This is a genomic window from Methylibium sp., assembly GCF_965279545.1.
Classification (GTDB): Bacteria; Pseudomonadota; Gammaproteobacteria; order Burkholderiales; family Burkholderiaceae_C; genus Methylibium.
The window spans coordinates 439,240-453,828 of record NZ_OZ257250.1; the positions used below are offsets into that span (position 1 = coordinate 439,240).

14 protein-coding genes are annotated in these 14,589 nt (G+C 72.1%); 3 read left to right on the plus strand and 11 right to left on the minus strand.

Going from position 1 to position 14,589, the window contains the following annotated elements; genetic code table 11:
* Nucleotides 1–90: 90 nt before the first annotated feature.
* The 6 genes from fae to ACQY9S_RS02085 form a co-directional block, all read right to left on the minus strand.
* Nucleotides 91–624 carry a formaldehyde-activating enzyme gene (gene fae / locus ACQY9S_RS02060; RefSeq protein ID WP_428422911.1) on the minus strand — a complete coding sequence of 178 codons (534 nt, stop codon included), beginning with the start codon at nt 622–624 and terminating at the stop codon, nt 91–93.
* A gap of 103 nt (nt 625–727) precedes the next feature.
* Entirely contained in the window at nt 728–1,537 is an 810-nt protein-coding gene (locus ACQY9S_RS02065; protein WP_428422912.1) for a formylmethanofuran dehydrogenase subunit C, read from the minus strand.
* Complete coding sequence (fhcD, locus tag ACQY9S_RS02070) at nt 1,534–2,469, minus strand: formylmethanofuran--tetrahydromethanopterin N-formyltransferase (RefSeq protein ID WP_428422913.1); 936 nt, start codon at nt 2,467–2,469, stop codon at nt 1,534–1,536. Before fhcD ends, ACQY9S_RS02065 begins: the two co-directional genes overlap by 4 nt.
* A 4-nt stretch (nt 2,470–2,473) precedes the next feature.
* The gene (locus ACQY9S_RS02075) at nt 2,474–4,156 is read right to left on the minus strand and encodes a formylmethanofuran dehydrogenase subunit A (protein ID WP_428422914.1); all 1,683 of its coding nucleotides are present in this window, start codon (nt 4,154–4,156) and stop codon (nt 2,474–2,476) included.
* A gap of 58 nt (nt 4,157–4,214) precedes the next feature.
* The gene (locus tag ACQY9S_RS02080; protein WP_428422915.1) at nt 4,215–5,486 is read right to left on the minus strand and encodes a formylmethanofuran dehydrogenase; all 1,272 of its coding nucleotides are present in this window, start codon (nt 5,484–5,486) and stop codon (nt 4,215–4,217) included.
* 105 nt (nt 5,487–5,591) lie between these two features.
* Complete coding sequence (locus ACQY9S_RS02085) at nt 5,592–6,317, minus strand: HisA/HisF-related TIM barrel protein (RefSeq protein WP_428422916.1); 726 nt, start codon at nt 6,315–6,317, stop codon at nt 5,592–5,594.
* 3 nt (nt 6,318–6,320) lie between these two features.
* Here ACQY9S_RS02085 and ACQY9S_RS02090 point away from each other — a divergent pair, with 3 nt between their 5' ends.
* Genes ACQY9S_RS02090 through ACQY9S_RS02100 form a run of 3 tightly spaced genes read left to right on the plus strand, consistent with a single transcriptional unit; the run spans nt 6,321 to nt 8,942 of the window.
* Nucleotides 6,321–7,286, plus strand: a complete 966-nt coding sequence (locus ACQY9S_RS02090; protein WP_428422917.1) for an ATP-grasp domain-containing protein — start codon at nt 6,321–6,323, stop codon at nt 7,284–7,286.
* Nucleotides 7,273–8,334, plus strand: coding sequence for a hydantoinase/oxoprolinase family protein (locus ACQY9S_RS02095; protein ID WP_428422918.1), 1,062 nt, complete (start codon nt 7,273–7,275; stop codon nt 8,332–8,334). The genes ACQY9S_RS02090 and ACQY9S_RS02095 overlap by 14 nt, the downstream gene beginning before the upstream one ends.
* The gene (locus tag ACQY9S_RS02100; RefSeq protein ID WP_428422919.1) at nt 8,334–8,942 is read left to right on the plus strand and encodes an aspartate kinase; all 609 of its coding nucleotides are present in this window, start codon (nt 8,334–8,336) and stop codon (nt 8,940–8,942) included. Before ACQY9S_RS02095 ends, ACQY9S_RS02100 begins: the two co-directional genes overlap by 1 nt.
* 54 nt (nt 8,943–8,996) lie before the next feature.
* Here the strand turns inward: ACQY9S_RS02100 and ACQY9S_RS02105 are convergent, their stop codons facing one another.
* From ACQY9S_RS02105 to ACQY9S_RS02125, 5 genes are all read right to left on the minus strand, one after another.
* The gene (locus ACQY9S_RS02105; protein ID WP_428422920.1) at nt 8,997–9,680 is read right to left on the minus strand and encodes a (5-formylfuran-3-yl)methyl phosphate synthase; all 684 of its coding nucleotides are present in this window, start codon (nt 9,678–9,680) and stop codon (nt 8,997–8,999) included.
* Nucleotides 9,677–10,267, minus strand: coding sequence for a DUF447 domain-containing protein (locus ACQY9S_RS02110; protein WP_428422921.1), 591 nt, complete (start codon nt 10,265–10,267; stop codon nt 9,677–9,679). The genes ACQY9S_RS02105 and ACQY9S_RS02110 overlap by 4 nt, the downstream gene beginning before the upstream one ends.
* Nucleotides 10,264–11,781 (minus strand): DUF6513 domain-containing protein, encoded by a 1,518-nt coding sequence (locus ACQY9S_RS02115; protein ID WP_428422922.1) that lies wholly within the window; start codon nt 11,779–11,781, stop codon nt 10,264–10,266. Before ACQY9S_RS02115 ends, ACQY9S_RS02110 begins: the two co-directional genes overlap by 4 nt.
* Complete coding sequence (locus tag ACQY9S_RS02120; protein ID WP_428422923.1) at nt 11,760–12,305, minus strand: flavoprotein; 546 nt, start codon at nt 12,303–12,305, stop codon at nt 11,760–11,762. The genes ACQY9S_RS02115 and ACQY9S_RS02120 overlap by 22 nt, the downstream gene beginning before the upstream one ends.
* Before the next feature lie 85 nt (nt 12,306–12,390).
* Nucleotides 12,391–14,451 (minus strand): sigma-54-dependent Fis family transcriptional regulator, encoded by a 2,061-nt coding sequence (locus tag ACQY9S_RS02125; RefSeq protein ID WP_428422924.1) that lies wholly within the window; start codon nt 14,449–14,451, stop codon nt 12,391–12,393.
* Nucleotides 14,452–14,589: the final 138 nt, after the last annotated feature.

A 14,589-nucleotide genomic window follows, 5' to 3' on the forward strand; every position in this document is an offset into this window, starting at 1 on the left:
CTGGAGCTTGTGTGTCCGGGCTTGCCCCCCTCGAGGGGGAGCGGCGCAGCCGCAACGGGGGTGGTCGTCATTTCTCAACGGGGGTGAGCGTTACGACCAATCGTCCATGTCGTGCTTGATCGTGTGCCGGTTCGCGATCAGCTCGTCGATCGACGGCTCGTTGTTCAGCGCGCGCCGGATCGCCAGCTTGGTGGCCTCGTAGTTGGTGCGGTACATGTCCTTCTTGTCGAGCTTCGGGTCCTTCGCGCAGCGCGGGTCGATCCACACCAGGCTGATGATGCACAGCTCGTCGGCCACGTCCTTCGGGATGATGCCCTCGATCACGCAGTCGATCACCGCGTCGGCGGTGGCGGCTTGCACCACGCCGCCGAACAGGTCGATGTTGGCGCTGTCCTTCAGCGTGACCTTCGGCACCGTGATCGTTGCCGGGCGGACCATCTGGTTGCAGGCGCGGATCGCGAACATCGCGGTGTGGCCCTTGCTCTGCGCCATCATGTTCGCGAAGGCGGCGCCGACCGGGCCGGACGTGGAGCCGATCAGGATCTCCGGCATCGCGTCGGTGAACTGGCCGTCGGCGGCCAGCACGGTGGCTTCGCCGGCGTGGAAGGTGTAGGTCTTGCTCATGGCAGGGTGTCGAGTGGGTGGATGAAAACGGGAACGGCCGGCACCGCGCGGGGGCTCCGGTCGAGAGCTTAGCCGGCCGGCGCCGCAGGGGGACGCCGCGCGCTCAGCCGCACAGCAGCAGTTCGCCCTTGCCGCTGGCCGCGAGATCGCCGAGGTGGCGCCGCACCGGCCGCTGCGGCAGCGCCGCGAAAGCGCCGCCGTGGCGCGCCAGGTCGCGCGCGAGCAGTTGCCAGAACACGTCGATGTTCGTGCCGTTGGGCACGAAGGTCGGCCCGATCGCGGGCGCCGCGCCGGCGCAGACCACGCTGCCGCGGCGCATGCCGTAGCCGGCGTGCGCACCGATGCGCCCGGCCACCGCGATCGTGCCGGCCACCATGCGCGACGCCAGGAAGTCGCCGGCATCGCCGAACACCAGTGCGCTGCCGCGCCGCATGCGGTCGCCGAAGCGTGCGCCCGCGCTGCCGCGCACGACCAGCGTGCCGCCGCGCATGCCGTCCATGCTGCCCGGCAGCGCGCTCGCGGCGTAGTCGCCCGCATTGCCGCCGATCTCCAGCCGCCCGCCCGACATCTCGCAGGCCGCCAGCAAGCCGGCATGACCGCTCGCGACGACCTCGCCGCCGCTCATGCCCGCGCCGAGGTAGTCGCCCACCGATCCGTCCACGCGGATGCGGCCGCCGGCGAGTTGCCAGCCGATGCGGTCGAACTTCGCCAGATCGCCTTCGAACAGCAGTTCGCCGTCGGCATGCGCGGCGATCGTGAACAGCTCGCCCAGCGCGACGGACTCGTTGCCATGCCAGGCGCCGAGCTTCGCGACGGCGCTGGCGGACAGGTCGGCCAGCGCCGCAGGCGACAGCGCGCGCAGGTCGACGCGCAGCGGCGGCGCCTGCTTCAGCGTGAACTTCCAGCCGCTCATGCTGCGGTCTCCCCGGCGCCCGGCACCAGCTTGTGCAAGTGGTAGAGGAAGGGTCCGAGCTTGCCGCCGTAGTTGCCGGCGCCGATGCGCTTGAGCCCGGAAGTCGCCCCCAGGTCGATCACGGCCTTCAGGCCGGCGCGCATCGCGGCCGCCACATCGGCGTCGGTCAGGCCATCGATCACGATCTCCATCACGCTGCCGATGTCGGGGCCGAGCTCGCTGTGGGCGGCCAGTTCGCGCAGGCTCGGGCAGTAGGCGTCGTTGGTCGACGCGCCGAGCGCGGGGTACTTGCTGCCGACCTTGGAGCCCGAGCGCACCACGCCGCCGGGAAAGGGCATGATGACATTGGGCAAGGCCTTCATCGCCGCCACCGCGGCTTCGGCGGCGGCCAGCGCCGCCGCGGTATCGGTCGCCAGCAGCAGCAGGTTGCCGCCACCGACCGCCTGGGTCGTGACCCAGGTCGTCTCCTGGGCGACGAATTCGCCGTCCATCACCGGAATGCGCCAGTGGCGCTGGGGAGTGTCGCCAACGCGGATCATCTTGCTGGTCTGCCAGCCGTCGCCGAAGAAGCGCAGGTTCTTGCCGAGTGCGATCGGGTCGCCCTCATGCAGGCCGGCATAGACCGCCGTGGTCGGGCAGGTCAGCACGCACTGGCCGACGCGCTTCTCGACCTGCTTGGCCAGTTCGCGGCCGCTCATCGAGAAGATCAGGATCGAAATGCCGGGCCGCCCGTCGGGCGTCTCGTCGGGTGCGAGTTCGCGCTCGATGCCGGCCTCGCAGCCGCAGGCGATCACGGAGGTGGCGAAGCCGGTGGTGGCCACCGCCGCGTGGCGGGCCCAGGTGAGGTCGTGGGCGGTGATGACGAGCCGCGTCGCCTTCATCGGGAAGGCTTCGGCGAAGCTGTCGTCGATGACGATGCCGTTGAGTTCCATCGCGTCAGTTCGCAGTCGTCGTGAAGCAGGCCGTCGGCAGCAGGCGCCCGCCGTTGCTGCAGCGGCACAGCTCGTCGTGGCCGATGACGGCGTTGCGGTGGCTCACGCTCAGGTGCTTGTGCGCATAGGGCGCCAGCAGTTTCTCGATGCCGGGGTCGAAGGCCGGTTCGATGAAATGCGTGCCGCCGGTCGGCGTGGCGGTGATGACGCCGGCGCGCGCGACGCGCAAGCCGTCCTTGAACACATGCTCGGGGGCGGTGAACATCGTCTCGCGGTTCGCGTGCTCGCGGTAGACCGCGACGTCGGCCGCGGCGCCCACGGCGAGCTGGCCGCGGTCCTTCAGGCCCAGCAGCTTCGCCGGGCCGGCGCGGGTCATGATCGCGATCTCGTTCAGTGACAGCTCGCGCGTGATCGAGCCGAGGGCCGACTGCGCCACGACATCCGGGTGCAGCTTCGCGAGCTGCTCGTCGCGGAAGGACTTGTCCATCAGCAAGCGGATCAGGTGCGGGTAGCTGGTGAACGGCCCGCCGTTCGGATGGTCGGTGGTCAGCACCACGCGCCACGGGTCCTTCGCCAGCAGGAAGATCTCCAGCCCGATCGCCCACTGCAGCGCATTCACGAAGCTCTGCTCGCGGTACTTGAAGGGCACCACGCCACAGCCGGCATCGCACTCGATGTCGGCGCCGATCCACTTGCGCGGGTTCGCGAGGTCGGCGTTCGCATGCTGGCGCATGGTGTCGCCCGAGGCGGTGACGGTCTGGCCGAACATGATCTGGCCGACGTCGATGCTGATGTTCGGGTGGGCGTTCACCGCATCGGCCAGCTGCTGCGCGGCCGACGAGAACTTCTTCGGGCCCTCGGTGCCGTAGGCGTGGAACTGGATGTGCGTCAGGTGGGCGGGCAGGCCTTCCAGGGCGTCGATGGTGGCCAGCGTCGACTCGATGTTGCCGGCCACGCCGAGGTTGCTGCCGTGGATGTGCAGCGGGTGCGGCACGCCCAGCTCCTGCAACGCCCTGGCGAGCGTGTGCACGATGCGTCGCGGTGTCACGTGCCAGTGCACATGTTCCTCGTCGACGTCGAGCTTGCGCTGGTTGAACTTGAAGGCCGAGATGCCGCCCGGGTTGACCACCTTCACGCCCATCGCCTTGGCGGCGTTGATGGTCCAGCCGGCGTAGTCGCGGATCTGCTGGAAGTCGCGGCCCTCGGCCAGCATCTGCAGGAACAGCTCGTCGTTGCCGAGCATCACGTAGGCGCCGTGGTCGAGGATCGGCGTGTCGCCCATCTCCATGTGCGCATGGCGCGCGTTGGCGTGCAGCATGGCCGGCTCGAAGGCCGCCGTGTAGCCCATCTCGGCATAGCGGTAGCCGGTCGCCAGCGTGCCGGGCGCGCAGTGGCCGCAGGAGGCCAGCTCCAGCGGGTTGGTCGGCAGCGCGATCGGCTCGCGGTTCAGGCGGTGGTCCTCGGGCAGCAGCATGCGCGCGAGGTTGACCTTGCCGCCGCCGATGTGTGTGTGCATGTCGATGCCGCCGGCCATCACGACGCAGCCGCCGGCATCGATGTCCTCGGCCACCGGCTCCTGCGGATGCAGCTCGACGATGCGGCCATCGCGCAGGCCGATGTCGCGCACCGCGTCGATGCCGTTCGCGGGGTCGATCACGCGGCCGCCGCGCAGTCGCACGCTGCTCATGGGAGTCCCTTCGTGCTGCGCACTGCGGTGCGAGCCCCTTCGGGCGGGCGGGCGTGGCTCATGCGCCTTCCCCTTGCTTGCGCGCGACGACGCGCGCGGCGATGCGCGTCAGCACCTGCGCGACGGTCGGCAGGCCGTCGTCGTAGACGGCATCGAGCGGCAGGGCCACGACACCGTCGACGCGGAACAGGTGGCCGGCAGAGCCCATGCCCGGCGTCGAGACCGGAATGAACACCGCGTCGGCCGCGACGGCCGCCTGCAGCGCCGGATGGCCGAGCACGACGGTCGGCAGCGTGGTGGCGGGCGGTGCCGGCTCCGGGCCGAAGGAAGAAATCCACAGCAGCGCGTCGACGCTGCCGTCGGCCAGCAGCCGGCGCGCGTCGAAGCGCAGCGGCTCGTGCTCGAGGCCGAGCGGCCCGGCCCGGCTGCGCAGCGGCAGGCCGGACAGCCAGCTGAACACCTGGTTCACCGTCAGCAGCCCGTCGTTGCCGACCAGCGGCAGCAGCGCGGCGCGGGTGCTGCGGTTCAGCGTGCCGACCAGCTGGTTCAGCGCTTCGGCAATCAGCGCGCCGTGCTCGGGCAGTTGCGCCGCTTCCCACACGATGACGGCATAGCGGGCCGCGCGCAGCTGCCCGGCCAGGGCCGCCAGCGCCGGCGCGGCGTCCGGCACGCGGCGCCCGGCCACCAGCGCCGACAGCTGCGCCACCGCATCGAACAGATCGCCGGGCAGGGCCACGCGGCGCTGCGTCACGCCGGGCAAGGCGTCGAGCGATGCGTCGAGCGCGCCGCCCAGGAAGACGATCTCGCGCAGCGCCACCAGCGGCTCGCCGATGCCGCAGCGCCGCCACAGGTTCGGGAAGCCCTGGCGCGGCGCCTCGCCGATGCAGACGATCAGGTCGGCGCGGTTGCGCACCTCGGCCAGCGTGGTCACGAACGCGCCGCGGTCCTGCAGCGCGCGCAGCCCGTGCAACTGCACGGCGCCGGCAGCCGCGTCGCAGATCGCGCCGGTCGCGCACGCCAGCGGGTAGAGCGCCCGTGCACCGGCGACATCGGTCGCGAGCCCACCGAACAGCGGCTGGCGGCTGGCGCTCAGCCACTGCGCGGCGCGCTCGATGGCGTCGTCGAGCGAGGTGGCCTGACCGGCAATGCGTGGCGTGGCCGTCGAGGGCTCGGCGCTGAAGTGCCGCAGTGCGCGCTGCGCGCGCTCGCAGACCGTGCCGGACAGCGTGAACTGCAGGCCTTGCTGCGCGAGCTGCAGATCGTCGTTCAGCAGCGCGCAAAACGGACTGGTCCAGGGGCGGGTGGGGGGTGCGGTCGCGGGTGAAGTCATTGCCGTGCTTTCACGCAAAGCATGTGCCACGGCTCGGGGCCTTGCACCATCGCGGCACCGCCGGGGCAAGCCTGCGACACAGTGTGGCCGGGACTGCCACGATCGTCACAGTGTGTGCCGGTGCGCTGTCGCGCGCGTGCGGGCCGGCAGGCCGCCGTCGTGCAGGGCCGAGGCGATCAGCCAGGCCTGCGCACCGGCGGCCTCCGCTGCCGCCAGGTCGCCGTCGTCGCGCACGCCGCCCGCGCCGATCAGCAAGGCCTGCGGCGCGCGGGTGCGCACCGCGGCCAGCGTGTCGAGGTCCGGCCCGCCGCCGCTGCCGACGCGCGACAGCGTCATCACGATCAGGCGCTGCGGCCACAGCGCCGGCGCGTCCCACACGCCGGCCGGGTCGAGCGGCATGCCGTGGCGCTGGTCCAGCGAGAGCAGGGCGCGCGAGGGCGGCTCGAAGCAGCGCGCGAGTTCGTCGCGCGCGCGCAGCGATTCGCTGCCGAACACCGGCGTGACCCGCGTCGCCGACGGGCCCAGTCGGGACAGCAGCCTCTCGGCGTCGGCGTGCCCGCCGAAGCCGGCATCGAGCCAGAGCTGCAGCGCCGGCCGTGCCTCCAGCAGCGCCGCGACCGTGTCGACCTGCGGGGCGCGGCCCTGCAGTGCATCCAGGTCGGCGACATACAGCGTATCGATGGCACAGTGTTCGCATAGACGACTGGCCACGGTCAGCGGATCGGCGCTGTGGCACAGGGCCGACTCGATCGGCCGGTAGTGCTGCCGATCGCCGCGCACCGCGCGGACTACCTGGCCGCCCAGCAGGTCGATGACCGGAATGATGTGCATAGGATGAACCCGACTCTCTTCGTCTACGAGTATCTCAGCGGCGGCGGCCGGGGCGCGGCGCCGGGCGATGACGCCGGCCATGCCGAGCTGCTGCGCGCGGGCCGGGCGATGCGGGCGGCGCTGGTGGCCGAGCTGGCCGCACTGCCCGGCCTGGACCTGCGCTACGCCTGCGGCGCCGGGGTCGAAGCGCTGCCCGCCCAGCAGGGGGCGGCGGTGTGCCCGCGGCCCGGCGAAACGCCGGCGGCCTTCGTGCAGCGCGAGGGGGCGGCGCATGAACGCATCTGGGTCGTCGCGCCCGAGAGCGATGGCCTGCTGCTGCAGCTGGCCGAAGCGGTGCCGCCCGCGCGCTGGATCGGCTGCGACCGGGCCACGATCCGCCTGTGCGCCGGCAAGCGGGCCACGCTTGCGCACCTCGCCGCGCAGCGCGTCCCGACGCCATTGGATTTCGGCGAGGGCGCGACACACTGGGTCGTCAAGCCGGACGATGGCGCCGGCACGCTGGACACGCGACGCCATGCGCAGCGCGCGGCGGCACAGGCCGACTTGTGGCGGCGCCGCGCGAGCGGCGCGTCGGCCACGGTGGAGCCCTGGGTCGACGGCGAGCCGCTGAGCCTGTCGCTGCTGTGCCAGGGTGGCGAGGCGGAGCTGCTCAGCATCAACCGCCAGCACATCGACATCGCCGCCGACGGGCAGCTGCACGATGCGGGCGTGGCGATCAACCAGATCACCCTCGACGACGGGCGCGCGCCGGCGCTGGCCCGCATCGCGCAGGCCGTGGCGCATGCGATGCCCGGGCTGCGCGGCTTCGTCGGCATCGATCTCGTCTGGCATCCGCGGCGCGGGCCGGTGGTGATCGAGGTCAACCCGCGCCTGACCTGCGCCTTCGTCGGCCTGTCGGCCGCACTCGGGCGCACGCTGGCGGCCGAGATCCTGGCGCTGCACGAGGAGCCGGCCGATGCCGCCGCCTGAGTGGGTGCTCGGCTGGGACGTCGGCGGCGCGCACGTCAAGGCCAGCCTGGTCGAGCGCGGCGTGCTGCGCGACGTGGCGCAATGGGCGTGCCCGCTGTGGCAGGGGCTGGACCGCCTGGAAGCGGTGCTCGCCGCGGCGCAGGCACGCTGGCCTGGCGCGGCCGGCGCGGCGCATGCGGTCACGATGACCGGCGAGATGGTCGACCTGTTCGAGCACCGCGAGGCCGGCGTTCACGCACTGGCCGGCCTGCTGGGCGCGGCGCTCCACGGGCCGCTGTGGTTCTACGCCGGCGAGCGCGGCTGGTGCGCCGCGCCGGACGTGGCGGCGCGGTGGCAGGACATCGCGTCGGCCAACTGGCGGGCCACGGCCGCGCTGGCGGCGCAGGCCGTCGGCGACGGCGTGCTGGTCGACATCGGCAGCACCACCGCCGACCTGATCCCGCTGCGCGGCGGCGAGGTGGGCGCGCGAGGCCGCAGCGACGCGGAGCGCCTGGTCGGCGGCGAACTCGTCTACCAGGGCGTGGTGCGCACGCCGCTGTGTGCGATCGCGCCGCGCGTCGCGTTCCGCGGCCGTGTGTCGAACGTGATGAACGAGTTCTTCGCGACCACCGCCGACGTCTACCGGCTCACTGGCGAACTCGACCCGGCGCACGATCTGCATCCGGCCGCCGACGGCAGCGACAAGGGGGCTGCCGCGACGCGCCAGCGCCTGGCCCGGATGATCGGCCTCGATGCGCGCGACGCGCACGAGACCGACTGGCTCGCCTTCGCGCAGGCCTGGCGCAGCAAGCAGCTCGACGAGCTCCAGGGTCAGCTCGAACGCGTGATCGCCGCCGCCGCGCTGCCGGCCGCGGCGCCGCTGGTCGCCGCCGGTTGCGGCGACTTCCTGGTCGCGGCGCTGGCCGAGCGGCTCGCCCGCCCCTGCCGCAGCTTCGCTGCGCTGGTGCTGGACGACGCGCCGCAGGCCGGCGAAGCGCTGCGGCGCCGGGCCCAGGTCGGCGCCCCCAGCGTGGCCGTCGGCCTGCTGTTCAGCCGGGGGGCGGGCTGATGTGGGTCGTCAAGCTCGGCGGCAGCCTGAACCAGGATGCCTTGCTGCCTCAGTGGCTCGAACTGCTGGCCGAGCTCGGTGGTGGTCGCGTGATCGTCGTGCCGGGCGGTGGCGCGTTTGCCGAGCAGGCGCGCGAAGCGCAGGCGCAGTGGCAGTTCGACGATCTGGCGGCCCACAACATGGCCGTGCTCGGCATGGCGCAGACGGCGCTGATGCTGCAGGGCCTGTGCCCCGCCTTGCAGGCCGCCGCCGGCGAGCAGCCGCTGCGCCGCGTGCTGCTGAGCGGCCAGCCGGCGCTGTGGCTGCCGCTGGACCTGCTGCGCGGCCGGGCCGATGAGCTGACGAACTGGCGCGTGAGTTCCGACAGCCTCGCGCTGTGGCTGGCGCAGCGGCTGCATGCCGAGCGGCTGCTGGTCGTCAAGTCCTGCGACATCGACGGGCGGCGCACGCTGGCGCAACTGAGCGAAGCCGGGGTGCTCGACGCCGAGTTCGCGACCCGTGCCCGCAACGCCGCCTTCCCGATCGACCTGCTGCACAAGAGCGAACTGGCGCGGGCCCGCGACCTGCTGCTCGACGAGACGCTCAGCTGCCGGCCGTTCGCGGTGTAGGCCTGCAGTGCCTGGCCCAAGCTTCAATCGGATGCGTTTGAATGCAATCCCGTATCACGCCGGCTGCGCCGCGTCTTCGCACTGCAGCCGATCGCGCAAGGCACGAACGCGCTGCGGATCGAGCGCCGCGGTGCGCGCGCCGTTGCATACGGCGCTGCGAAAGCCCGCGAAGTCCGGTGCGATGGCCTGCAGCCGCGGCAGGTGTTCGAAGCGCAGCGCGCCCGCCAGTCCGCACAGCTTGCCGCCGCGGCGCACCTGCGTGACGAAGCGCCGCAACTGCGCTTCGCTCGCGAGGTCGAACAGGCTGCCGCGCGCCTTGTCGTCGGTGTCGAGCATCAGCGCCGGGAAGGCCAGCGCGCCGGCCCGCGCCAGTAGCGCCGTGTCGATGCCGTGATCGGCGATGAACACCGGCACCACGGCGTGGCCGCAGACCGCCAGCGCATCCAGCAGCGCGTGCTGGCCGGGCGCGACACCGACCTTCACGTAGTCGACCCCGCAGGCCGCGGTCGCGGCCACGCGGTCGAGCACCGCGTCCATGCCGGCGCAATCGCCGATCGTCGCGCTGATCGGACGACGCCCGCGCTCGCGCTGCAGCGCGGCGACGATGGCCTCGGTCGTGGCCAGCGGCAGCGCACCCAGGGCGCCGCCAGACGGCTCCTTCAGGTCGATGAAATCCGCGCCGGCCGCGGCCGCGGCCAGCGCCTCGTCGACGCTGCGCACACTGACGAGCAGCTTCATGCGCCGACTCCGGCCTGGACGCGCTGGCGCGCCACGGCCTCGCGCAGCCAGCCCCAGGCTTCGTGCTCCTCGGGGCCGGCGGTCTTGTCGATGGCGATCTGCAGGTAGTCCATTTCGGTGTCGATCTTCCCGGGGGCCAGCATCTGCAGGCGACTCACCAGCACCGCGCCTTCGATCACGGCGGCCTGGGCGCGGTTGAAGCCGGGGAAGGGGGCGTGCGTCAGGTCGAGCACGCGCCTCAGGGTGAGGGTGGGCCGCTCGGCATGGTCGTTGTCGTGCAGCAGCGCCAGTTCGCTGTGCGCCAGGGCGTTGGCCAGCCGCTGCCCGGCGAAGGACTGCACCGGCAGCAGCGGCCAGCTGCGCGCGCCAAGCCAGCGCGCACACACCGCGCCGGCGAACACGCGCGTGTCGGTGGTGAGGTTCAGCACCGCGTGCCGGGTGGTGCGCAGGTTGTCGAGCGTGGCACTGGGCTTGAAGGGCATCAGCACGACGTGCCCGTCGCGGTAGCGCACGCCGAACGGCGCAATGTGCGGCGTGCCGTCGGCAGCGACGGTCGTGACCACGGTTTCGAAGATCTGGTCGTTCATGGGGTCTTGCCCTCACCCCCGCCCTCTCCCGCTGGCGCAGGAGAGGGAGCTACTCCCTCGCCCCGTTCACGGGGAGAGGGTGGGGGTGAGGGGGTGTTCTTGCTGCCGTGGGTCATCGTCGTTCCGGGGGCGCACCAGGCCTCCAGGTCGTCGGCGCGCCGCACGGTGGCGACGCCCCAGTCGAGCGGCTGGTCCTGCACGTAGCGCTTGCCCAGCCGCCATGCGATCTCGGCACGTGCAAGTTCCACGCCCATGTAGAAGGCGTGCGCGGCATCGTCTTCGAGCCCCAGCTGCGGCCACAGCGCGAAGGCGTCCTGCGCCCGCCGCAGGCCGTCGCGGTTGTAGACGTGCAGGCCGTCGGGCGAGACCTGCACGCGGAAGTTCGGGTCGCGCACCTGGGCGGCGGTGGCCGCGATCTCCTGCGCGGTGTCGGGAAACGGATGCTTGGCATGCACCGTCATCAGCGCGTCGCTCATGCCCTTGGGCAGGGTGCTGTGGCGCGAGGCGGCATGCATGATGCGCCGCGCGAGGTCGGCTTCGGCGACGGCGCGGCGTGCGTGTTGGCTCACCTGCGTGGTCAGCACGGCCGCCACGTCGAGCTCGGCGCACAGGCCGAACAGCAGGGCGTTGATGCCGCTGGTGTCGGCCTCGGTCAGCTCGGTGATGTTGCCCACGCCCATCATGATCGGCGCCTCCGGGTAGCGCTCGCGCAGCGCGTGGTAGCGCACGATGGAGCGGGTGAAGCCGAACGGGATGGGGTCGAGGATCGGGTCGGCGAGGTAGGGCTTGCCGCGCCGCTCCATCGTCTCGATCGCCTCGTGCAGCGTGGCCATGTCGGCCTGGTCGCTGGCGATCAGCACCGGCACCGCGGCCACCTCGTCGGCGATCCACAGCGTCTCGAGCTTCAGGCTCAGCAGGTAGTCGGCGCCGGCGCGGCCGCCGCGCAGCAGCTCGTCGGCACTCATCGAGTCGACGCTGACGTTCCAGCCCTCGGCCTTCAGCGCCTTCACGCTGTCTTCCAGGTGATCGAAGGGCGTGGCCGGCAGGCAGCCGAGGTCGATCACGTCGGCACCGTCGGCGATGAGCGCGCGCGCCCGCTCGACGATCGCGGCCACCGTCAGCCGCGGCGCATCGACGATCTCCGCGAAGATCGCCACCTGGTATTCGCTCAGGTCGATCGGCTGGGCCGCGCGGTTGAAGAAGCGCGGCAGGTCCTTCAGTTCCTCCGGCCCGCGTTGCACCGGCACGCCGTAGTGGGTACTCAGCGCGTCCACGTCGCCGCGGCAGCGGCCAGGCACGAGGATGCGGTCCACGCGGCGCGGCCGGCCTTCGGCATCGTGGCCGGCCAGCGGTGCGGTGACGCGGCGCCGGATCATGTCGGCCGTCATCAGCGCCGCGACCTGCAGGCCGATCTCGCGCACCTCGTAGCTGAAGGCCGGCGGCTCGATGCCGGCGAGCACGCGCTCCAGGCTGGGCTGCGCCAGCCGGCCGGTCAGGAAGACGATGTGTTCCATGCGAGGTTCAGCGTCTTCAGCCGCGCGTCGAGTGCCGCTTCGAGTTCGGCCGGCGAGCTCAGCACCTGGCAGAAGTCGATCTGCCGCAGGCGCTCGACGTTGTCGAGCTCGATGCGCCGCGGCCTCAGCGTGAGCCATTCGCTCGCATGGCTGCGCGGCGCCTTGGTGATGACCACCGGCTCGGTGTCGCAGGCGAACACCAGGCTGGGCACGCCGAGCTTGCCGGCCTGCGCGAACATGTTGGTCGGCAGCGTGTCCGACAGCCCGAACGCGCACTTGGCGACGGTGTTGCTCGTCGCCGGTGCGATCACCACGGTGTGATAGGCCTCGGCGTACAGCCGCCCGACCGGCACCGAGCTCGCGCTCTTGTCGCGGAACACGCGAAAGCGTTCGCGCAATGCCTCCAGGCGCATGCCGTACAGCGGCAGCACCTCGTCAGCCGCCCCCGACAGGAACAGGTCGACGTTGGGCAGCCGTGCCGCCAGCGCCATCGACTCCTCGAGGTAGTGCCCGGAGCCGGTCACGCACCACGCGAAGCGCGAACCCGGCGGGTCGTCGGCGGCCGGCGCGTGCTCGTCGCCCAGCGCTGCCGCCCAGCGCTTCGCCGCCTCACCAATCAGCGGCCCGGCCGGAGACGGGAGGGTGGCCTGGGTGGGACAGGGCGATGTGCAGCTTGTGGAGCTTGCGGTAGAGGGTGTTGCGGCTGACATCGAGCGCCTTGGCGACATTGCTCACGTTCCAACGGTGTTCTTCCAGCAGCTGCAGCAGAACCTCGCGTTCCTTGGCCTGGATCGGGTTCATCGGCGGCAGTGCTGCCACGCTATTGTCGGCGCTCGGGGTCGTCGCCGGCGGTGGCAGGGCCAGGGCGCCGGCGGGCCGGGGGGCGAGGGCCCGCAGCGACGCCAGCTGCCCGACGTCGATCAGCCCGTCGTCGCCGGCCAGCGCGAGCGCGGTGCGCAGCGCGTGGCGCAGCTGGCGCACATTGCCCGGCCAGGGATGCTGCTCCAGCAGCGCCTGCGCCCCGGGGGTGAGCATCGCGCTGCCGCCGGATTCCAGGGCCAGCAGCTCGGCGATCAGTGCCTGCCTGTCGCTGCGCTCGCGCAGCGCCGGCAGGCTGACCTCGAAGCCGCACAGCCGGTAGTACAAGTCCTCGCGGAAGCGGCCTTCCTCCACCATTTGCGCGAGCGGCCGGTGGCTGGCGCTGACCAGCTGGAAGTCGACATCGACGGTTTCCTCGGCACCCAACGGCGTGACCTTGCGCTCGTCGAGCACGCGCAGCAGCCGCGCCTGCAGCGCCAGCGGCATGTCGCCGATCTCGTCGAGAAAGAGGGTGCCGCGGTCGGCTTCGAGCACCTTGCCGCGCCGGCCGCTGCGCTGCGCGCCGGTGAAGGCGCCGGCGCGGTAGCCGAACAGCTCGGCCTCGATCAGGCTCTCGGGCAGGCTCGCGCAGTTGACCGCGACGAAGCTGCCCGCATGCTTCGGGCTGGCGGCGTGCAGCGCGCGCGCGAACACCTCCTTGCCCGAGCCGGTCTCGCCGTGCAGCAGCACCGGGATGTCGCGCGCGATCGCGCGCCGCGCCTGGTCGAGCTGGGTGCTCAGGCGCGGGTCGCCGAAGGCCGGCGCGGCGCGCTGCGGCAGCGCGGCGTCGCGTCGCGGTTCGAGGCGCGGCACGAGGGCGCGTGCGCGCGTCCCGGTGCCGGGGCCGGTGAGCGCGACCGGCAGCTCGTGTGCCTCGGTCTCCGAGGCGGGTGGCCGCGCCACCACGAAGAAGCGGCTCGACCCCTGGGCACCGAAGCTCACCACCGGATGGAAGGCGCTGCGCCGGCAGCGCTCGGCGATCTCCGCCAGCCGGGTGTGAAACAACTCTTCGAGCCGGCGCCCGCGCAATTCGGCCATCGAATGCAGGCCCAGCTGGAATAGCGCGCTGCGGTTGCCGGCCAGGATGCGGCCTTCGGCGTCGAGCGCCAGTTTGCCTTCGTGCAGCGTGTAGACGAACTCGGGCCGGCTGTGGAAATGCAGCAGATGGGCCTCGGGATGGCGCAGCTCGAGCAGGCGGTTCTCGATCATCTGCGCCGTCATGCCCAGCAGCACCAGCGAGTGCTGCTGCTGCAGACTCGAGCGGCTGGTCACGTCGAGCACCGCGGTCATCTGGCCCTGCGGGTCGAACACCGGCACCGCCGAGCAGGTCAGCGACGTGAGCCGGGTGAAGAAATGGTCCTCGCGCCGCACCGCGACCGGGCTGGCCGCGACCAGGCAGGTGCCCATGCCGTTGGTGCCGGCCTCGGCCTCGCTCCACATTGCGCCGACGTGAAAGCCCAGCGGCGTCACGTCCTCGGCGAAGGCCGGCGAGGACACCATGTGCAGGATCACGCCGTCGGTGTCGGTCAGCACCACGGCCGACTCGGTGTCGGCGAGCTGCTGGTAGAGCGTCGCCATCTCGTGGCGCGCGCAGTCGATCACGTCGGCCAGCCGCTCCTGGCGCTGCGCCAGCTGGGCGGCGGCCACGACCGACGGGCGGTGCGGCCGGTCCGGGTGCAGGCGGTGCTGTTCGAGGCAGCGCGTCCAGGAGCGCGCCATCTCGGCGTCTTCGGTGGCCCGGGCGCCCTGGCGCACGGCGTCGAGAATGCGGTGTGCGTGTTCGCCTGCCTCGCGCAGCGATACGATGCCCATGCTGTCTCCTTAGTGTTCATGACCGAACGCACGCGGCACTGGCGGTTCGCCAGGGGCCCGGGCGCCATGCCGGTTGCCGCCGGCGATGGTCTCCAGGACCGTTCAGCTTGTCCCTCACGGGGTCATTGCGTCCCGATT